This is a genomic window from Streptomyces sp. H27-H5 (assembly GCF_026627505.1).
In the GTDB taxonomy this organism is placed as follows: Bacteria; Actinomycetota; Actinomycetes; order Streptomycetales; family Streptomycetaceae; genus Streptomyces.
Map to the genome: position 1 here is coordinate 44,702 of NZ_JAPNLK010000007.1, position 19,126 is coordinate 63,827.

At 67.3% G+C, this 19,126-nt stretch carries 23 protein-coding genes; 21 read left to right on the forward strand and 2 right to left on the reverse strand.

Going from position 1 to position 19,126, the window contains the following annotated elements; translation table 11 throughout:
* Positions 1 to 21: 21 nt before the first annotated feature.
* The 19 genes from OTB19_RS04815 to OTB19_RS04905 all read left to right on the forward strand — a co-directional run bounded on the left by OTB19_RS04815 (position 22) and on the right by OTB19_RS04905 (position 15,641).
* Positions 22 to 1,083, forward strand: coding sequence for a hypothetical protein (locus tag OTB19_RS04815; protein WP_267796699.1), 1,062 nt, complete (start codon positions 22 to 24; stop codon positions 1,081 to 1,083).
* A 72-nt stretch (positions 1,084 to 1,155) separates the two neighbouring features.
* Complete coding sequence (locus OTB19_RS04820; RefSeq protein ID WP_267796700.1) at positions 1,156 to 1,611, forward strand: hypothetical protein; 456 nt, start codon at positions 1,156 to 1,158, stop codon at positions 1,609 to 1,611.
* Positions 1,612 to 1,613: 2 nt separating this feature from the next.
* Positions 1,614 to 1,943: a head-tail adaptor protein gene (locus OTB19_RS04825; protein ID WP_267796702.1), complete on the forward strand. Its 330-nt coding sequence runs from the start codon at positions 1,614 to 1,616 to the stop codon at positions 1,941 to 1,943.
* The gene (locus OTB19_RS04830; RefSeq protein ID WP_267796703.1) at positions 1,943 to 2,326 is read left to right on the forward strand and encodes a DUF5403 family protein; all 384 of its coding nucleotides are present in this window, start codon (positions 1,943 to 1,945) and stop codon (positions 2,324 to 2,326) included. Before OTB19_RS04825 ends, OTB19_RS04830 begins: the two co-directional genes overlap by 1 nt.
* A complete protein-coding gene (locus OTB19_RS04835; protein ID WP_267796704.1) occupies positions 2,327 to 2,824 on the forward strand; it encodes a hypothetical protein in 498 nt (165 codons plus the stop codon).
* A 157-nt stretch (positions 2,825 to 2,981) separates the two neighbouring features.
* Positions 2,982 to 3,722 (forward strand): hypothetical protein, encoded by a 741-nt coding sequence (locus tag OTB19_RS04840; RefSeq protein WP_267796705.1) that lies wholly within the window; start codon positions 2,982 to 2,984, stop codon positions 3,720 to 3,722.
* 110 nt (positions 3,723 to 3,832) lie between these two features.
* On the forward strand, positions 3,833 to 4,156 hold the full coding sequence (locus OTB19_RS04845) for a phage tail assembly protein (RefSeq protein ID WP_267796706.1): 324 nt from the start codon (positions 3,833 to 3,835) through the stop codon (positions 4,154 to 4,156).
* A gap of 125 nt (positions 4,157 to 4,281) precedes the next feature.
* On the forward strand, positions 4,282 to 4,548 hold the full coding sequence (locus tag OTB19_RS04850; protein ID WP_267796824.1) for a hypothetical protein: 267 nt from the start codon (positions 4,282 to 4,284) through the stop codon (positions 4,546 to 4,548).
* 3 nt (positions 4,549 to 4,551) lie between these two features.
* The gene (locus OTB19_RS04855) at positions 4,552 to 8,022 is read left to right on the forward strand and encodes a phage tail protein (RefSeq protein ID WP_267796707.1); all 3,471 of its coding nucleotides are present in this window, start codon (positions 4,552 to 4,554) and stop codon (positions 8,020 to 8,022) included.
* On the forward strand, positions 8,023 to 8,868 hold the full coding sequence (locus OTB19_RS04860) for a phage distal tail protein (protein WP_267796708.1): 846 nt from the start codon (positions 8,023 to 8,025) through the stop codon (positions 8,866 to 8,868).
* A gap of 22 nt (positions 8,869 to 8,890) precedes the next feature.
* Complete coding sequence (locus tag OTB19_RS04865) at positions 8,891 to 10,078, forward strand: siphovirus ReqiPepy6 Gp37-like family protein (RefSeq protein WP_267796710.1); 1,188 nt, start codon at positions 8,891 to 8,893, stop codon at positions 10,076 to 10,078.
* A complete protein-coding gene (locus tag OTB19_RS04870) occupies positions 10,079 to 10,381 on the forward strand; it encodes a hypothetical protein (protein ID WP_267796711.1) in 303 nt (100 codons plus the stop codon).
* Positions 10,381 to 11,781 (forward strand): hypothetical protein, encoded by a 1,401-nt coding sequence (locus OTB19_RS04875; RefSeq protein ID WP_267796713.1) that lies wholly within the window; start codon positions 10,381 to 10,383, stop codon positions 11,779 to 11,781. Before OTB19_RS04870 ends, OTB19_RS04875 begins: the two co-directional genes overlap by 1 nt.
* A gap of 11 nt (positions 11,782 to 11,792) precedes the next feature.
* Positions 11,793 to 12,023, forward strand: coding sequence for a hypothetical protein (locus OTB19_RS04880; protein ID WP_267796714.1), 231 nt, complete (start codon positions 11,793 to 11,795; stop codon positions 12,021 to 12,023).
* A 14-nt stretch (positions 12,024 to 12,037) separates the two neighbouring features.
* Positions 12,038 to 13,285: a tail fiber domain-containing protein gene (locus OTB19_RS04885; RefSeq protein WP_267796715.1), complete on the forward strand. Its 1,248-nt coding sequence runs from the start codon at positions 12,038 to 12,040 to the stop codon at positions 13,283 to 13,285.
* Positions 13,282 to 13,617, forward strand: coding sequence for a DUF2746 domain-containing protein (locus OTB19_RS04890; RefSeq protein ID WP_267796717.1), 336 nt, complete (start codon positions 13,282 to 13,284; stop codon positions 13,615 to 13,617). Before OTB19_RS04885 ends, OTB19_RS04890 begins: the two co-directional genes overlap by 4 nt.
* A 188-nt stretch (positions 13,618 to 13,805) precedes the next feature.
* Positions 13,806 to 14,474, forward strand: a complete 669-nt coding sequence (locus OTB19_RS43555; RefSeq protein WP_420716798.1) for an N-acetylmuramoyl-L-alanine amidase — start codon at positions 13,806 to 13,808, stop codon at positions 14,472 to 14,474.
* On the forward strand, positions 14,471 to 14,689 hold the full coding sequence (locus tag OTB19_RS04900; RefSeq protein WP_267796719.1) for a DUF7439 family protein: 219 nt from the start codon (positions 14,471 to 14,473) through the stop codon (positions 14,687 to 14,689). Before OTB19_RS43555 ends, OTB19_RS04900 begins: the two co-directional genes overlap by 4 nt.
* A gap of 469 nt (positions 14,690 to 15,158) precedes the next feature.
* The gene (locus OTB19_RS04905) at positions 15,159 to 15,641 is read left to right on the forward strand and encodes a hypothetical protein (RefSeq protein WP_267796721.1); all 483 of its coding nucleotides are present in this window, start codon (positions 15,159 to 15,161) and stop codon (positions 15,639 to 15,641) included.
* Between the two features lie 60 nt (positions 15,642 to 15,701).
* Here the strand turns inward: OTB19_RS04905 and OTB19_RS04910 are convergent, their stop codons facing one another.
* A complete protein-coding gene (locus tag OTB19_RS04910) occupies positions 15,702 to 16,502 on the reverse strand; it encodes an IclR family transcriptional regulator (RefSeq protein WP_267796723.1) in 801 nt (266 codons plus the stop codon).
* 99 nt (positions 16,503 to 16,601) lie between these two features.
* Positions 16,602 to 17,552 (reverse strand): quinone oxidoreductase family protein, encoded by a 951-nt coding sequence (locus OTB19_RS04915; RefSeq protein WP_267796724.1) that lies wholly within the window; start codon positions 17,550 to 17,552, stop codon positions 16,602 to 16,604.
* 320 nt (positions 17,553 to 17,872) lie between these two features.
* Here OTB19_RS04915 and OTB19_RS04920 point away from each other — a divergent pair, with 320 nt between their 5' ends.
* Entirely contained in the window at positions 17,873 to 18,142 is a 270-nt protein-coding gene (locus tag OTB19_RS04920) for a hypothetical protein (RefSeq protein WP_267796725.1), read from the forward strand.
* A gap of 15 nt (positions 18,143 to 18,157) precedes the next feature.
* A complete protein-coding gene (locus OTB19_RS04925; RefSeq protein WP_267796726.1) occupies positions 18,158 to 19,087 on the forward strand; it encodes a hypothetical protein in 930 nt (309 codons plus the stop codon).
* The last annotated feature ends 39 nt before the right edge of the window (positions 19,088 to 19,126 follow it).

A 19,126-nucleotide genomic window follows, 5' to 3' on the forward strand; every position in this document is an offset into this window, starting at 1 on the left:
ATGCCCCCGGAGTTGCCCAACTTGCCCACCGCTCAGCACCAGGTTGTAAAGCCTCAGAAGCTCGCGAACACGGCGGTCGGAATGCTTGAGCAAGAGCTCATCATTCCCAACCTCTTCCAGAAGACCGGCATCGACCAGTTCAAGGGTGCCGACAACGACACCGTCACGGTCAAGGTCGAAGGCGTCCTGCCCTTCCACGACTACGCTTTCCGCAACGACCGCAGCCAGCCTATCCAGTTCGACGAGTACAGCGAACGCAAGATCGCTGTCACCTTCGGCGGAAACTCGTACTCGGCTGTTAAGCTCACCGACGAGCAGAATGATTTTGACATCGACCAGTGGTCGAAGCTGCTCCGCCCCCAGGTACGAGCCGTCGGGCGAGGACTTCAGCGACGCGCCGTAAAGACCCTGACGAACCAGAACTACAACGTCACCATCGGCAACGCCGGCCAGAACCTCCGAGGCGCCCTGATTGAGGCACGCCGGGTACTCAACAAGCTCCACGCGCCGAAGGAAGGCCGTTACCTCCTGGTCGGTAGCGACTTCGAGTCGGCTCTTCTGACGGACGAGAAGCTCAACCTCGCACAGAACGTCGGCGACTCCGAGGCCGAGTCCGCGCTCCGGACCGCCTCCCTTGGCGAACGCTTCGGGTTCCGCATCGTCGTCGATCAGACGATCCCTACGGACGCGGCGTACGCCTTCGCCAGCTCCGCGTTCATCTTCCTCTCCGGCGCCCCATCCGTTCCGCAGAGCGTCCCGTACGGCGCGACCACAAGCTTCGAGGGCATCGCCCTGCGCTGGATTCGCGACTACGACTCGCTGTACCTCCAGGACCGTTCGGTCGTGAACACGTACAACGGATTCCGCGCCGTAACGGACGTCCTGGTCGGATGGGACGACGCCGCCGAGAAGGAGATCATCTCCACCCAGGAGCACTTCGTGCGCGGCATCCGACTCTCCCTCGACGGGAAGAGCGACTACCCGCCTGCGGCTTCCGAGCTTGCGAAGATCACCGGCATTACCGATGCGCGGGTCTGGACTCCGACGGGCATCAAGCCTGAGAGCGACCCGGCCAACGCCTAATCCCACGCCCGGCAGGGGCTGAGCACTTCATGTGTCGGCCCCTGCTTGGCCTGCCTGAAAGGAGGTCGACGCGTGGCATACGCGACGCTCGACGAACTCAAGGGCCGCCTGGATTGGGAACTGGACGAGGACGAACTCCGCATCGGAGCCTCCGCGCTGGAGGACGCCTCGGACCTTGCGGCCGAATACGGTCGCGACTGGGCGACGGCTACCGCTCCCCGTCTCGTGAAGACGCTCGTCCTCAAGGCCGCAGCCCGCTACGTGCGCAACCCTCACGGGTACACGCAGAGCCGCGCAGGGGACGAGACACTCGCGTGGGGGGACGTGGGGCGCGACGCGGGCTCGGTCTACTTCACTCGCGAGGAGACCCGGCTCCTCGCCGAACTAGCCGGCCGCAGGCCCGGCCTGACCAGTGCGCCGATCATCGCCTGGGGAACAACGCCCCGCCCCGGTGGAGCGAGCACCGTGCCAGTCGACTACGGCGGCGACCCATTTCCCCTCTATGGCGACGCGGTGAGCCCCTGGTGAGCATGCAGCGCAGACGAGGCCAGCAGGCCCGGGTCTGGAGGACCGTCGAGATCACCGACTCTCGCGGCAACACGGTGACCATGGCCGACCCCACGGGGCCGGTGAAGGTCCGAGCCGCCTTCATTCCCCAGCGATCCGCGCGCGCCGAGGTCCCAGGTCAGCAGCAGATCAACGTGACTCGGATGGTCGTCGACGCTCATCTCGAAGGCGTCAACCTCTGGTCCCGGGTGGAGTACGCGGGCAAGGAGTGGGACATCGTCTCGCCCCCGGCCTACCACCACGGCGACCGCCGCACCCGGCACTGGTCGATCGACATTCGGGAGCGCCCCTGATGGCGCAGATTTATCCCAGCGTCAACGGCCGGAAGATCGGAAAACTCATCGCCGTCCACGACGGCGTACAGGCCGAACTCGACCGCAGAGCATTCGAAATCGCGGTGAGGGCAGAGGAAATTCTCGTGCAGCACCGCGCTGACGGCCACGCCGAGATCGACGTCGAGATAGCCGACAACAACCGCTACGTCGTCCTTTCCGACGAGCGAGGCCAGAAGGCCGCCCTCTCCATTGAGTACGGCCGCGAAGAGTCGGTCATCGTCCGCAAGGACAAGCATGGCAAGAAATATCTGGACGTGCTTCCCGCCATGGACGGCCTCTACATTCTCGCGACTGCCTCGAACCTTCCCAAGAAGAGGAAGGGAAAGGTGAAACTCGACTAAGTGGCCGGCATACCCAATCACATCAAAGCCCTAGCTGAACTCTCGCCCGTCGAGGATCTCCTCCTGGCCGTACTTCGTCAGGGCTTGCCGGGCATACGCGTTCAGTCATTGGTCAACCGCGACCAGCGATTTCCCCTCGTACTCGTTCGACGTGACGCCACGTTCGGCGCCTGGAGCGGGGACACCCGCTTTACGGACTCCGCTCGAATCGTCATCAATGCCTTCACCGAAGACCCTGATGGAGACGAAGACGCCGCAATCCTGTCGGAAGCCGTTCGGGTGGTCCTCCGAAACGCATGGCTGAACAACGTCGTCATCCCCGGGCGCGGGCATCTCACCCGGGTCGAGCTGAACTCGGCCGGCCGCCGGGCTTCCGACTGGGCGACGGCCACCGGCCCCGTGCAATATGCAGATCTACCCACGGGCGTATGGCGATACGAGTCGATCTTCGACATTCAGATTCGCAAGCCGCGGACGCGCCCCTACCCCTCCCCGTAAACCCACAGCACACCGAAAGGCCCGTCCCCTGCTGGGGTTCGGGCCTTTTTTTATGCCCCTGGAAGAAGCCTTTCTCCACTGGGCATAGAGAAAGGTCCGCCCTCCCTTCCCGGAGGTTTCGGGCCTTCTTTGTGCCCGAAAAAGGAACTGCTTCTTTTTGGCGCTCAACGATGATTCCACCCTTGTCGTCGGATCCGGCAACTACCTGACTGCTCCGGTTGGCACTTCCGCCCCCGACAACCTTTTGGTCCCAACTTCTCCGTGGCAGAACGTCGGCCACACCAGCCTTGAAGACGTCTTCGGAATTACTTCCGAGGGCGGCGAGGCAACCACTATCGGTACGCTCCAGAACAAGAGCCTGCGGACGAAGTATTCGGCCCGTACCGAAACAATGACGTTCACTCTGCAACAGTTTGACACCCCTGCACTGCGGCTCTACTTCGGCGCCAACGCCCCGCTTTTGCCTGACGGCTCTGTGGGCGTGCCGGCCGACCCGAAGCCGACCCAGTCGGCATTCCTCGCCATCTTCATTGACGGCGAAAACCATTTCGCCTTCTACGCGCCGAAGGCAGAGATCTACCGGGCCGACGACATGGCGATTTCCGACACCGAAAGCCTCGCCGGACTTCCCCTCGGCGTGAAGCCGATGGTCCACGGCAGCAACGTGTGGACCTATGCGGTCACCCCTCTCGGCGGGACCGTCGCGACTGGCGCGAGCGCGGGCAGCCCCGGCCTCTTCACCCCTGCGGGGGCCGTCGCCCCGGCCAACCTGGCCGCGCTCGGCAGCGTGATCGCCACGCCCACCACGAAGTGGACGACCGGCCAGCACGTCGTGCTCGGCGACTCCGCGAAGGCGTTCTGGAGCGGCTCCGCTTGGGCGAACGGCACCGCCACCTGACGGGCCCCCCCTCTCCCGGCGCGAGCGCACGCGGACCCGCTCGCGCCGGGCCCCTTCACCACTTGGTCCGCCTCCCCCTGCTCTTCTCAATCCGGAGGTCCGCAACCCCCATGGCTTCTTACTCCCTCGACGCGATCCGCGACGCCGCTGAGGCCCGCTACGGCTCGACCGACATCGAGCTCAACGACGACACGATTCGCCTGCTCAACCCGCTGCGACTCTCAAAGGCCGCGCGCAGTGAACTGACCCAGCTTCAGGACCGCATGGGTGGTGAGGACGCCGACCAGGAGGAGCTGCTCTCCGAGGCGATCCGCCTGGTCGCCGAGCATCCCAAGGCGGCGACGAAGCTGCTGACCGCCATCAACGGCGACCTGGCCGTGCTCGCCGAGATCTTCGACGCTTACGGTCGGGGCACGCAGGCGGGGGAAGCCTAGGCCTCGCAGGGCTGATCGACGACTACGGGGAGGGCCTGTACGCGGACCTGCGTTTTCACTACGGCGTCGATCTCGCCGAGGTGATCGCAGGCCGCGGGCCCTCCCCCGTTCTCGTCCTCGCCTTGGTGCAGAGGCTCCCCGACACCTCCCTGACCGTCGCCCTCGCGTCCGGCGACAGGCAGCACTTCGGCTGGGGCCAGGACCGCCACCTGGCCGCCGACCTCTTCGACGCCATTAATGCGAACACCCGGGCCACGGGCCAGTGGGGCAAGGGCAAGGCCCCGAAGATTCCGCCGTTCCCGCGCCCCTCGGCGAAGCCCGCAGCGCAGAAGGCCTGCACCCGGCCCGCCGTGACGGTCGCCGCGCTCTACCAGCAGTTCTCCCGGAGGTAGCCCTTGTCAGCGGGCCAGATCATCGGCCGCGTCGCCGTCAAGGTGTCCCCCGACACCCGCGACTTCAAGCGGGAAGCAGAGCGCCAGCTCGACCGCATCGAGCAGCAGCTCGACAACCTCAAGGTGTCGACGAAGATCGACATGTCCGGCGCCTCGCGCGAGTTCGTCGAAGAGCTCCGCAAGATCAACCGGCGAAACAAGCAGATGGACGCGCGGAAGATCCGCTTCTTCACGACCATCAGCACCGACGGCATGGCGACCGCCGTCCGCAACGCCGCCCGCGAACTCCAGCAGCGTGCCAGCACGCAGCGGGTCAAGTTCACGGTTTCTGACCTGAAGGCCACCGGCAAGATCGAGCTGGAGCTCGACCAGCAGTCGGCCGACAAGGCGAAGCGGAAGCTCAAGGACTGGGCCGACGACGTGTCGCCGCTCAAGGTCAAGGTCGAGCCGGACATCGCCAACGGCTCCGGCGCCGCGCTCGCCGCGCGGCTCCAGTTGCTGACGCGTCCGCGTACGGTCCCGATCCTCCCGGAGCTGGACAATGGCGCGGTGGCCCGCGTCGCGACCGCCCTGGCCGCGCTCAGCGGTGCCCGCGTGCTGAACTCCATGTTCGAGCGGCTCGGCCGGACGCTGAAGAACCTCGACAAGTCCGTCCCGGTCATCGGGTCGCTCGCGCTGGCGATTGCCGGCCTCGCCGGGTGGGGCCTTTCCGCGGCTTCCAACCTGGCCGCGCTGAGCGCCTCTCTCGCGCAGATCGGGGCAACGTCTCTTCTCCTGCCGGGACTTCTCGGCGGAATGGTCGTCGGCCTCGGCGTCACCATCGCGGCCTTCAAGGATTTCAACAAGGTCGTCCCCGAGGTCAAGGCCGCGCTCAGCGGCCTCCAGGACACGATCTCGGCGAACTTCTGGAAGAAGGCGGCCGAGCCGATCCGGGCGGTCGTCGACGACCTCCTCCCCCGCTTTCGTGATGGGGTCGCACAGACCGCGACCGAGCTCGGCGGCTTCTTCGGGTCGTTCGCGACCAACCTGGGCACAGCGCTCTCCCCGGCGCTGGGCCAGATGTTCGCGGACCTGTCCGGGTCCATCGCGGTCGCCACCGCAGGCACCGATACCTTCGCGTCGATCATCGCGACGCTGGGCCAGGTCGGCACCAGCTACCTGCCCGCGCTGGCTGGCTGGTTCGTCCAGATCAGCGAGCAGTTCGACTCCTTCCTCAAGAGGAAGGGCGAGGCCGGGCTCAAGGCCGAGATCGACGAGGGCATCCAGGCCCTTCAAGACCTCGGCTCCGTTCTCTACAACACGGGCGGCATCCTCGCGGGTGTCGCCCGAGCGGCCGAGGCCGCTGGCGGCTCCTCGCTCGGGACGCTGGCCGGCACGCTGGAGCGCATCCACGCCACGGTGGACTCTCCTGGGTTCCAGGAGGGCCTGACCGGCGTCTTCGTCGCCGCCCACGAGGCGATGAACCAGATCGCCACGATCTCGGGTCCGGCGGTCAAGCAGTTCTTCATCGAGCTCGGCCAGCTCGCAGAAACGATTCTGCCGCAGGTCGGCACGATCATCGGCACCGCCCTTGAGGCGGTCGCCTCGGCGCTCGCGCAGCCCGCCGTCACAGACGGCGTCACGGCCATGTTCGACGGCATCCAGGCCGCCGTTCAGAGCCTGGCCCCGGCCATGGCGCCCATCGGCGCCGCGCTGGGCACCCTGATGACAGTCGTCGGCGCGTTCGCGTCGATGCTCGGCCCGCTCGTCTCGGCCGCGCTCGTCCCGCTGGCGCAGGCATTTACCGCCTTGGCTCCGGCGGTCATCCCGATCATCGCCCTGCTGGGCGGCGCCCTGACCGGCGTCCTCCAGCAGCTCGCGCCGATCCTCGCCCAGCTCGTTCCGGTCATCGGGGCGGCGCTCGGCGTCGCCTTCTCGGCACTGGCCGCGATCCTGCCGCCGGTCGCCCAGCTCTTCACGACGATCATGACGGCGGTCGCCCCGCTGGTCGCGTCGCTGATCGAGGGCCTGGCCCCGATCCTGCCCCTGCTGGCGAGCGCCTTCTCCGCGATCGTCACGGCCGTCACCCCGGTCGTCTCGCTGCTTTTCCAGCTCGTCTCGGCGGTCATCACGCCGCTGATCCCGCTGGTCGAGTACATCGTCAGCGCGTGCCTGCCACCGCTGGTCGACGCCTTCAAGCGAGTCAGTGAGGCCGTTCAGCCCTTCCTCCAGGCGCTGATCCAGGTCGTCAACTTCATCATGCCGGTCCTCGTACCGGCGCTGAAGTTCGTCGCCGACTTCATCATCGGCTCGCTGGCGATGGCGCTCGACGGCATCGTGCTCGTGATCACCGGTGTCCTCGACGTGATCATGGGCGTCTGGGAGGTCTTCGCTGGCATCTTCACCGGCGACTGGGACCGTGCCTGGCAGGGCATCAAGCAGATCTTCGGCGGGATCTGGGACATGATCGTCGGTCTCTTCGAGATCGTCATCAACATCGGCATCTTCGGTGTCCTCAAGAAGGGCATGGCGCTCATCAAGGCCCTCTGGACCGGGGGCTGGGGCGTCATCAAGACGTTCTTCATCGGGATCTGGGACGCCATCAAGGGCGGCCTCGGACTAGCCTGGACCGCCGTCCGCAGCTACATCGACGACGGGCTACGGAGCCTGCGCGGCACCTGGTCGAGCGGCTGGAACGCCATCAAGCAGTTCTTCATCGACGCCTGGAATTCGATCAAGGAGAAGGCCGTCTCCGGAGCCCGCTCCCTGTGGGAGGCCATCAAGGACGGCGTCGAGCAGTCGATCAAGTTCGTACGCGAACTGCCCGGCAAAGCCAAGGAGGCCCTGTCCGACCTCGGCTCCACCCTGGTCAGCGCGGGCAAGGAACTGATCAAGGGCCTCATCCGAGGCATCACCAGCATGTTCGGCGGTGTCAAGGAGTCCCTCGGCAGCCTGACGGACAAGCTGAAGGACTGGAAGGGCCCCCCGAAGAAGGACCGGGTCCTCCTGACCCCCGCAGGCAAGCTGATCATCCGCGGATTCGTCAAGGGCCTGGAATCGGAGTACGGCTCCGTCCGCCGCTCCTTGTCCGGCCTGACCGCCAGCATCCCCGACGCGGGATCGCTCCTTGGCGACCGGGCCAGCCGGGACCGCGACGGTCTGCGCTCGCTGGCCTCTCAGTGGGACGCGGGCGCCAAGGAGCTCGGCTCCGCGCGCGACCGCCTCGACGAGGTTCTCGGCCAAGCCGTCCCGGCTGGCGCCTTCACCAGCGACGGCGCCGCGAAGGCGGTCCGCGCGCTCACCGCGCGGCCCAGCGTCTCGGAGTACTCCGGCGCGGCGCGCACGCTCGCCGTCGCCGTCTCCGGCGGACTCGGCAACGCCCCGACGGGGGGCACGACCAAGGTTCTCAACTACTACGCGGCCAGCGGGACTTCGCTCAGCTCCGAAGAGGAACTCTTCGCGGCGACGCACCGCGCACGAATGGTGGGGTGGTAAATGACCGCCCTCCTTCTCGAAAGCGAGCGGGACGTGCTCGACCTGAACGGCGTGGCAGACGAAGGGGTGGGCTACCAGGCGACAGCCGGAGCCACCGGCTTCGGTCTGCCCTCCGTTGCCGCACAGTGGCTGGAGGGGGCCGGAGACGGTTCCCGTTTCCGCGGACGCCGCATCCTGCCCCGCGACCTCGACATACCCCTCGACATCGTCGGGCAGAACCGGGCGCACCTGGGCTCCCTGATCTCCAGGCTGGCCCGCGTCGTCTCCGAGGACTGCACCCTCGCCCTGGTCGACGAACAGGGGGTGCGCTGGTCCACCCCGGTCGTCTGGACCGGCGGCGGCGAACTCGACCTCGACGGCGCCACCGACGTACAGACCGTGATCAGCTTCCGAGCCCCCGACCCGTACTTCACCGCGTCCACGGTCTCGACACAGAGCGTCGTGGGCGATCCGGGAACCCGGCCGTTCCTGTCCGCCATCTCGTCCATGCCGCTGGCCGCGTCCCAGGCGATCGGGTCGATCCAGCTCGACAACGGCGGCGACGTGCCGGCCTATCCCGTCTGGGAGATCTACGGCCCCGGCCGGGATCTCACAGTCACCTCCCCGACCGGCGAGACCCTGCGCTGGACAGGCTCGCTGACCGCAGCGGAGAAGCTCGTTGTGGACACCCGGGCCGGAACGGTCATCGACGGCAAGGGCGCGAACCGCTACTCCCTCCTCGACAGCGCGCCGCGCTTCTGGACCGTCCCGCCCGGAGTCTCGACCGCCAGCGTGCGCTTCCTCGACACCACCGCGGCTTCGCGGATCGTCTGCTCGTGGCGGCCTCGCCGATGGATGGTGATCTGACCTGAAGCTCACCGACCTCACCGTGGAGGTCCGGGACAAGAGCCTGGTCCGCCAGGGCCTCATCCGTCCCGAGGATCTCGCGCTGGAGCTGGAAGACACCCACAACAACGTCGGCACCTGGAAACTGGTACTGGCCTCGGAGCACCCCCTCGCCGACATCCTGCGCACCCCCGGCTCCGGCCTGATCATCACCGGCCCCAGGGACGTGCTGATGTCCGGGCCGGTCGTCTCCTCCGAGTACGCGGCCACCCCGGAGGACCGCCGAGGAAGCATCGCCTTCGAAGGCGTCTCCGACTCCGTGATCCTCTCCGACATGCTCGCCTGGCCCGAGCCCTCGAACCCCGACGTCACCTCGCAGCGCGTCGGTCACGACGAGCGCACTGGCCCCGCCGAAACCCTGATGCACGCCTACGTCGGCGCCAACTGCGGCCCGGCCGCACCTCCGTCCAGGCGCAGGGCCGTTCTGGTCCTGGGGCCCAACCAGGCCCGGGGTCCGGTCGTCGCCAAGGCCGCCCGCTTCCCGACCCTCGGCGAACTGCTGACCGGGATCGCAGCCGTGGCCGGGCTCGGGTTCCGCATCGTGCAGCGCGGTGGCCAGCTCGTCTTCGAGACGTATGCCATCACCGACCGGACGCGGGAGGTCCGCCTCGACGTGCTGGCCGGCACCCTCGCCGGCCAGCGGGTCTCCGTCTCCACCCCCGGGGCTACCCGCGTCATCGTCGCGGGCCAGGGCGAGCAGGAAGCCCGTCAGTTCGTCCCCGTCGACAACGCCCTCTCCCTCGGCGCGGAAGCCGACTGGGGGCGGCGCATCGAGAGGTTCGTCGACCAGCGCAACACCAACGACCCGGCCGAGCTGGCCCAGGCCGGTAACGAGCTCTTGGCGGACTCCGGGTTCACCGCGACCGCCGTACAGGCCGTCCCGGTCGAGGACTCCAGCATGGAGTTCGGCGTCGACTGGGGCCTCGGCGACCGCGTGAGCGTCGTCGCGGGCGGCCAAGAGCTGACCGCCCCGGTGACCGGGATGGTGCTGAAGGCGGGTGACGGGGGCTTTAGGGCCGGAGCGCTCCTCGGCGACCTCACCGCGTTCGATCCGCAGGCCGCCTCCGCCCAGCGGGCACAGACCACCGACCGCCGCGTCTCCGCCCTGGAACGCACAGCGGAAGCGCGCGGAGCCGCCGACCCCGTCATGAGCCTCATGGGAGTTTTCTAGTTGGCGACCACGCCGAAAGCCTTCTACCGGGCGGTCCTGCCGACCGCCCTCACCGCCGTCTACACCGTCCCGGCCTCCGGCCTCGCTGTGGTGACCAACCTGGTCGCCACCAACCCGGCCGCGACGGCCGCCAGCGTCACCGTCCGCCTCGGCGGCGTCCCGCTCCTCTCCAGCGTCGGCATCGCACCCGGCGGCCTCTTGGCCCTCGACATCCGCCAGGTACTCGGCGCGGGCGACAAGATCGAAGTGCAGGGCAACGCCGCACAGGCCCTGCTGCACATCAGCGGCGTGGAGGTGACCTGATGGGACTTACCGTCTGGCCCGCCCCAGAGGACAAGGGCGTAGTCGGTCCGACCGGAGCGACCGGCCCGCAGGGCAGCAAGGGCGACACCGGAGCCCCCGGAAGCAAGACGTACAGCGGGACGGCCGTGCCCGCGTCCGGCCTCGGAGCGGACGGCGACACCTACGTCCAGAGCGACACTCGCACCTTCCTCGGCGTCACCACCACGGGCGTCACCTACTGGGCCAAGGCGGCGGGCGCATGGGCCAAGTCGGCCGGCGACGTGCGCGGTGCCGCCTGGTACCTCAACACCACCTCGACCCCCAGTACCGACACCAGACCTGGCGACATGCTGCTTCGCACGGACACGGGCGACCTGTGGCAGCGTGGCGAGTCCGGCTGGGGCAACGCGATCGGCAACCTGCGGGGCCCCAAGGGCGACCCGGGCGGCGTCATCTCCGTCAACGGGAAGACCGGGGCGGCGCTGACCCTTTCCGCGGCCGACCTTGGCGCAGTCCCGGCCACCGGCCCTGCCGTCATCACCCTGCCCGCCGGATCGTCCGAGATGCCGCTCGCCGTCAAGGCGGTCGACAAGACCACCACGCTGATGGAGATCCGATCGACCGGCAGCGTCCGGTTCGCCACCGGCAACGTCTACGCGGACAAGAACGTCCGTATCGGCGACGCCTTCGCGGACACCGGGGGCGGCGTGGGCGTACTGGCGCTGAGGGACGCGGCGACCGTCCCCACCACTGCCACCACCACCTCGCCTGGCGTCATCGTCTACTCCGAGGGCGGCATTCTCAAGATCCGCCAGGGCGACGGTGCGGTCATCACCCCCGGAGCGACCCCCGCCGCCTCGGCCCTCGGATGGGGGCCAGAGGACCATGGACTCCTCGCCTGGGCCTTCGACCCGGCCCTGGCCAACTCGACTGGTCTGTATCCCGGCTCCGGCCCGATCCGCGTCACCGCCGTTCCCCTGCGCCAGTCCGCGCAGGTGAGCCGCATTGTCTGGCACGCCACCGGATACGCGGGCGGCCTCACCTCCGGCTCGTGGGCGGCGATCTTCAACGGCGCCGGAGACAGAGTCGCCACGACCGGCGACCTGTCGGCCGCCCCGTACGAACCGGCCGAGGTCCACACCGGAGGCGGCGCCGCCATCAGCTCCCCGCTGACCTCCGCCACGACCCTGACGGCCGGCACGTACTACGTGGCCTGGCGCATGCAGTACAACGCCACGACCGGCGACGGCCCAATGCTCCTGGCCAGCGAATCGTCCGCAGGCTCCCCGCCGAACTTCTTCGGCCCCGGCGGACTGCGGCGCTTCGGCTACTACGCCTCCGGCGCGGCCACCGCGCCCGCCTCGATCAACGTCAGCTCCATGCTCAACGGAGCCAACCGCTTCTGGGTGGGCCTCAGCTGAACGGCCCCTTAATGAAAGCCATCTCCGCAGTCATCCCGTTCCACCCCACGGGCGAGGTCCAGAAGATCTACGGAGCGGTACAGGTCGTCATCGGCGAGCCGAACGCCCCGTACCCGGACCTCACCGCCGACGAGCGCGAGGCGATCCTCCGCGCCGCCGTCACGGCAATCCGCGGCGCCCTCCCCGTCGATCTGGAATCCACGTTCCCCACCCTGCGCGCCGCCGAGGACCGCACCCCCTGAAAGGAGGTCGCCTCTTGGCGATCACGTCCTACCCCTTCGACGGCCAGGCCGTCACCGAGAGCCAGTTCAGCCAGCTCTTCCGCGAGTTCGCGGACTCCGGGATCGCGGCCTCCGCCCAGGCCAACGCCTTCAACACCAGCGCGGACGGCACCACCATGTCGGTCAAGGTCCAGCCCGGCTTCGCCGTGGTACGCGGACACGCGGCGCTGTCCACAGCTGTGGAAACCCTGACGATCGCGGCGGCCGGCACCTCCGCGCGATCCGACCGCGTGATCCTCCGACTCGATCCGGCTGTCAACCAGATCACATTGGTCGTCCTTCAGGGCGTCGCGGGAGGAACCGTCCCGACCCCGACCCAGACCGACACCGGCATCTACGAGCTGCCGCTCGCAACGGTCTCCGTGGCCGCGAATGCGACCTCCATCGCTTCTGCGGCCGTCACCAAGGAGCGGCCCTTCATCGGACAGTCCGTAGGCGTATGGGTCAACGCCACCCGGCCGGCGGCCCCGCGCCTGGGGAAACTCGGCTACAACTACGACTCCTCGGCATGGGAGTTCTGGAACGGTACGGCCTGGACATCCCTGGTGTCCTCCGTTTCATGGTCGAGTCTCACCGGCAAGCCCGCCACGTTCCCCGCCTCGGCGCACTCCCACCCCTGGGCGGAGGTGACCGGCGCGCCCACGTCGATGCCCCCCACCACCCACAAGCATCCATGGGGAGACATCACCGGCACCCCCGCGACATATCCGCCTGCGGGCCACGCGCACAACTGGAACGACATCGCGGGGAAGCCGGGACAGTTCCCGCCCACCGACCACTGGCACGGCCAGTACCTCGACTCCGGCGGCACCATCAACTGGGCCAACGGCTCCAAGATGCCGCACAACAACTCGGCTTCCGGCTCCGGCACCTGGTACGCGGTGTGGGTAGAGGGCGACGGGACGTTCTGCCGCAACACGTCGAGCATCCGGTTCAAGGAGAACGTACGGCCCCACGAGATCCGTCCCGAGGACGTACTCGCACTGCGCCCCGTGATCTACGACCGCAAGCCGACCGAGGAGCGCCCCGAGCCGCGCACCAACGAAGTGGGCCTGATCGCCGAAGAGGTCGAGCAGACGCTCCCCTGGCTCGTGAACTACTACGAAGGCCAGGTCGACGGCCTGCGATACGACCTCCTTGGCGTCGCCCTGGTGGCCGTCGCCAAGGACCAGGCCGCACGCATCGAGCGCCTGGAGGCCCTCGTCGAGGAGCTGTCCCCGTGAGCCTGGAGCCATCGGTGCAAGTCGCCCTCGTCTCGACCGGCGGGGCCATAACGGTGGCCCTCGTCGGAGTCTTGGTCGAGCTCGTACGCCGCCAGGGCGCCGCACTGGCCGAGGTGCGCGAGCACACCCAAGAGGCCCGCGACCAGGTCTCAAACGACCACACGACGAACCTCCGCGACGACCTCGACCGGGTCATCCACGGCCTCGATCGCGTCCTCGACAGCCAGGACCACCACGGCGAGGAGCTGGCCAGTCTGCGCCGCGATATCGCGCACGAGCGAGCCGAGCGCTTGGCAGTCGCGGAGCGGCTGGACGCACACCTCGCGCCCTGAATTTCCCACCCACCTACTGACTTAGTAGGTGGGTCCCTCGACCCCTGACACCTGTCGGTGCAGGGGTTCTTGCATGTCTGGAGAACCCTCCCCTGAGCATCAACATCACCCCCCGCTCCGAGTGGGGCGCGAAGCCCTGGAATGGCACCCCCAACTCCGTCGCCCTCAGCCAGCGCACCGAGTTCTTCATCCACTACGACGGCGCCGACCACATCGATCGAACCGGCCCCTCTGTCCCGCAGGCGATCGAGCGCGGCCATCTCGGCCAGGGCTGGGCGGGGATCGGCTACTCCTTCGTCGTCGACCAGGCCGGCAACGTCTTCGAGGGTCGCGGCTGGAGCCTCCAGGGCGCCCACTGCCCTGGACACAACGTCACGGGCTTCGGCGTACAGATCGCTGTTGGCGGCGACCAGGAGCCCTCGGCGAAGGCACTCGCCGCAGCACGCGCGCTCTACGACGAAGCGTGCCGGAAGACCGGCCGCACGCTCGCCAAGCGCGGTCACAAGGACGGCTTCGCCACCGAATGTCCCGGCGGTCGGCTCTACGCGTGGGTTCAGGCCGGTATGCCGGCCAGCTCGACCGGGGGCGAAGGCGGCGGCAACGTGGTCGCCCTCGCATCAGGCGTGAAGCCCGGGGCCCGGCATCCCCAGGTCCGTGAGCTTCAGCAGCTCCTGCTTCAGACCGGATACGGCCCGATCCCGGGCGCGGTAACCGACTTCTACGGTCCGGCGACTCAGAGCGCAGTGGCCCGATTCCACGACCGCCACACCGAGCTCAAGTCCACCGGGGTTTCCCGAGACGTCACGATCGGAGGCCGCGGCTTCGCGGTGCTCCAGAAGGAAGCTGGTCGCCGATGAGCAAGATGCTGATGCCGGGCTCTAAGCCTCCGACCCTCGTAAGCCTGCTACCCGTTCGCTACCGCACCCGCGCAGGCGCGATCCTGGCCGCGATCGGCGTCGCGGTGAGCGTCGCGGCCATCGTCTACGCGGACAGCCCCGAGGTCGCGGTCATGGTCCAGATCCTGACCGCCCTTGGCGTCGTGGCCCCATCCGAGACCGAGGACGCCGAGTAATGAAGAAGCCCCCACCAGCCAGCGCTGGTGGGGGCCTTCTCCTGCTTCTCTACGCCTTGCCGGTCGCCTTCGCGGCCTCGATCTCTGCAACGGTCACAACCTTGCGCGTCCGCCGCCCCTTGGGCGGGCGGTCGGCAGTCGTGGAGGTCGGCCCAGGCGCCTCAGCCTCGATCGGGCTTGCGGGCTCGTCCGGCTGCCTCAGTACCTCCTCGAAGGGCGCGGCATGGTCGCCGCACCTAGCCGTCGTACGTGAGCGGCCACTCTCCGGCTCCGTAATGGTGTAACTAACGACAGGGACGCCAACGCTACGGCAGACGTCGCAAACTTCTACCTCAATCAGCACAACCCTTACGTCTCCTTGTTCGTCTTGACTCGTCCAACTATTACATGCGACTGTAGAGCCGTGCCTGCTGCCGCGACAACGGCCATGCACTCACAGGGACCATCAAACCAGGGAAGGGTGGACAACATGGGCCGTGCCAGCAAAGTCAAGAATCACGATGAGGCGAAGCGCTGGCTCGGTGAGGGCAAGTCCTACGCCTGGATGGTCGCGAAGTACAAAGAGAAGTACGGCGTCGACACCTCGCCCACCTATTGGGCTGTCTACAGGAATCGCGCCGATCTTCCTCTTCGGATCGCTCGCGACAATGACCTAATTCCCTGGCAGGTAGAGCAGCGGCATCGCTGGTCGTACGACCTCGTCATGCTTCGCTTCGAGGCCAGGCGCCGCGCGGTAGAACAGGGCGACTCAAATCTCAAGCCGCTTTCGGATTACGACGCGAAGCGGCTTGCGTCCTGGAAGCGAGACCTGACCGAGGCGAATGCGGTCGTTTACTACGATCCCACGACGGACGATGGGTTCTTCCTCGTTCCTCGGGAAATCTCTGACACAGACATTGTGCGCGCGATCCGCCCGGGAGACCCGGCTAAGCCCCGCAGCACAGATAGCTGAAGATCGAAATCTGTACGAACCGCCCCAGAGATCATCTGGGGCGGTTCGTCGTTTCCGCCGTTAAGCCGCGGAAGTGGTGGTGGGTGCGGAGGCAATACGGCTGAGCATGTCGCCCGCCATGAGGGTCGCAGCCACAAGACCACTCGTATCCGTCGGCATATCCTTCGCTGGAATCCACAGCAGGAGTGATCCCTGAATGGTCTCGTCCCACATGACGGGAACTGCCACGGAGTCCCACCCGCTCATGCACTCCTGGCGGCCAATGGCGAAGCCGCACTCGATGATGTCCTTGAGCGATTCGACCAGGAGATCGTTGTCGCGGATTACACCGGGGCCGACACCCTCGGGGACCTGTTCGGCGAGAACCCTCTCCTGGAACGGCGCCGGCATGTGCGCGAGGATCACGCGCCCGCTCGCCCCCGTGCGAAGGGACCGACTGTACTTGACTAGCTCAAACGGGTCGATGCCGATGGACTTGGGGTCGAAGTCGCCGATCGCGTAGTCCGTGCAGATCCGTCGGGTCCCCACGACCGCGTAGTAGGCGACCAGGCCCCCTGTCGAACGCTGGAGCTTGTCGAGGACAGCGTGCGTCATCTCCTCGTCGGGAGTCTGGGCAAGTGCCTGCATCGAGAGGCGGAACGCACCAGGCCCAAGACGGTAGAGCTGCCGACCGTTCTCCTTGACTTGGACGAAGTTTCCGTCGGCAAGCCCGTCCTGGAGTACGCGATAAACGGTAGCTCTGTCGAGGTCGGTCGCCTTGGCAATAGCCGCAGGGCCGTGACAATCCCCGTCGAGGTCAGCGAAAGCCCGCTGAACCAGAAAAACTCGCTTGCCGTGCGCCGTGCCCTTGGCCGTGGTCATTACTTCCCCTGAACAAAACGCAGCGCCGCCTTCCTCGGCGACGCCGCGAATACCTGTGGTCCCAAGCCAGCGCGTTTGCGGAGCGCGGACTCAAGGATGTTACTGCCGAGTTTGCTTGATCATTACCTTACCCGTCGTCAGACGGGCCTCCAGGTCCGTGTGCGCCCTCGATGCCTCACCACTGTTGTAGCAGGGGCCTATGACAGGCCGCAGATCCCCACGCGCCGTGGCTTCGAACAAGGCAGCCATCGAATCACGCAGGGCGTACCGAACGCCGTACAGGTTGGGAAGCCAAAACCCCGATACAGACTGCGACTTCTGCATCAGGTCCGTGATCGACGGCGACCGGCGGTCCCCCGAGACGCATCCATAGACCGCCATGCGGCCACGAGGCGCGAGGGCGGCGAGAGTTGAATCGAAGACCGAGCCGCCCACCATCTCCAGGGCGGCGCTCACAGGCCCCTCGTTGGCTTCGAGAATCCGGGCGGCGAGGTCCCCGCCCAACGTGGTGTCGAGTACGGCATCTGCGCCCAGGCCTCGCACGAGATCCGCCTTGTCCGCGCCCCCGGCGAGGGCGATGACGCGGGCACCGGCGAGCTTGGCGAGCTGCACCGCAAGCGATCCGACACCGCCTGCCGCGGCCGGCACGAGGACGGAGTCACCCTTTGTGATCCTGATCACCGAATGCAGCAGGTGCCAGGCGGATTGCCCCTGAAGGGTGAGCGCAACGGCCTGGTCGTCGCTGATCTCGTCCGGGACGTGCCAGGTGAGGAGGCGGCGCACCAGCGTCTTTTCCGCGTACCCGCCTCCCTGACACAGTCCGACGACGCGGCGCCCGTCCGGCAGGGTCCCCACGACCTCGTTGCCCGGGACGATCGGGTACTCGACCTGAGCCAGGTAGTCCCCCTGCCGCACGTGGATGTCGGCGTAGTTGACCCCTGACCGCGAGACGGTCACCACGTGGTGCCCTGCGATGGCTCGCGGGTCCGGCACCTCCATCTCACGCAGCACCTCCGGACCGCCAGCCTGAGTCATCACAATCGCGCGCATGTTGATCCTTTTCTGGTTCGTTGTATCCCCCATTTTATGAGCGCCCCAGGAAGGCTCGAACCGTGATTTCACCTGGTGAAACACGCCGACATCGCCCGCCGTTTCACCTGATGAAACGAGGCCGGGCTCATTTCACGTGACGAAATGAAGGGTTGCTGCAATTCCCGAAAAGGGGCCTAAATCACGCCGTCTGGAAGCTTTGCGTCCGGTACGGTTTGCAAGGGTTGACCGGAGGGCAGCCCGACGGGCAGGATCTAGGATCGTACGAACGTTCGACCGCCGGAGCAGGGAAGCGCCGGCACGGGGAGAGGAGCCGTCGGATGATGCATGGCCAGGGGGCGGTCTCCATGTGTGAAGCCGAGCCGATCAGGCGAGCCGAAGTCCTGTACCTGCCGGGCGTAGCCCTGCATGTCGCCGAGGACGAGTCGGACTGCCACATCACGGTCAGCCCCGATCACGCACCGGACTACCTGCGCCGCATCCTCCAGGTCGCCGAACAGCGCGGTCTCGGACTCCTTGACCAGGATGAGTGCGAGCCGATCCTGCTCGCGGACGACTCGGTGCGTCTCTACCTTCAAATCGCCGCCTAACACCTGGAGCCATTTTTGACCCTGACCATCACCGACCTCCCGGCCCCTGCTGTCCCTCGGGACGGATGGGGCCGCCCTCTCGTCGTACCCAAGGGCGGCGGAACTCCCAAGCCCCTGACGAGGACAACCACGTACATCGACTGCATCGAGGACAAGGCGGCCCTGACCGCCTGGAAGTCGCGTATGACCCTCGTCGGCGCATCACGCGACCCTGCCATGGCGGCACGGGCGAAGGAGTTGAACCCCGACAGTCGCGAGGGCAAGACCGCGCTCGACGAGCTCACCGAGCGGGCCGTGAGCCTCGCGGGGGCGAACAGGAAGCGGGAGTACGGCACCCATCTGCACACGCTCTCCGAAGCCGTAGACCGCGGAGAGCCTCTGCCCGCCGGCACGTCAGACTCCGACGTGGCCGACATGGCGGCCTACAAGATGGCGACTGTCGGTTTCGACACGGTGGCCATCGAGCAGTTCGTCGTCGTGGACGAGCTCGGCGTGGGTGGCACCTTCGACCGGCTTCTGCACTACTCGGGCCCAGGCCCCGACGGCCGCCCCTTCGAAGGCCTGCTGATCGGCGACCTGAAGACGGGGTCGGTGCAGTACGGAGGGCTAAAGATGGCCAGTCAGCTTGCCGTCTATGCCCACGGCGAGCAATACGACCACACGCGCTTTCCGGTGGACGGGTACGACAAGAAGGCCCTGGCCAAGTGGCGGAAGGTCGAGGTGCCGGGCGAGAAGGCCGAGGCCGCCTACGCCGAGGCGCCTGGTGTTAATCATGACTGGGGCGTGATCATCCATCTGCCCGCCGGAGAGGCGCAGTGCACCCTGTACTGGGCCGATCTGCGGCTCGGCTGGGAAGCGGCCCTTCTAGCTCGCGACATCCGACGCATGCGATCCACTCGGGGGGCGCTCGTCGAGTTCCCTGGCTCAGCTCAGCGGAACGTTTGATATAGTGTAACTACGCACTGGGGAGGCCCGGTGCTCAAG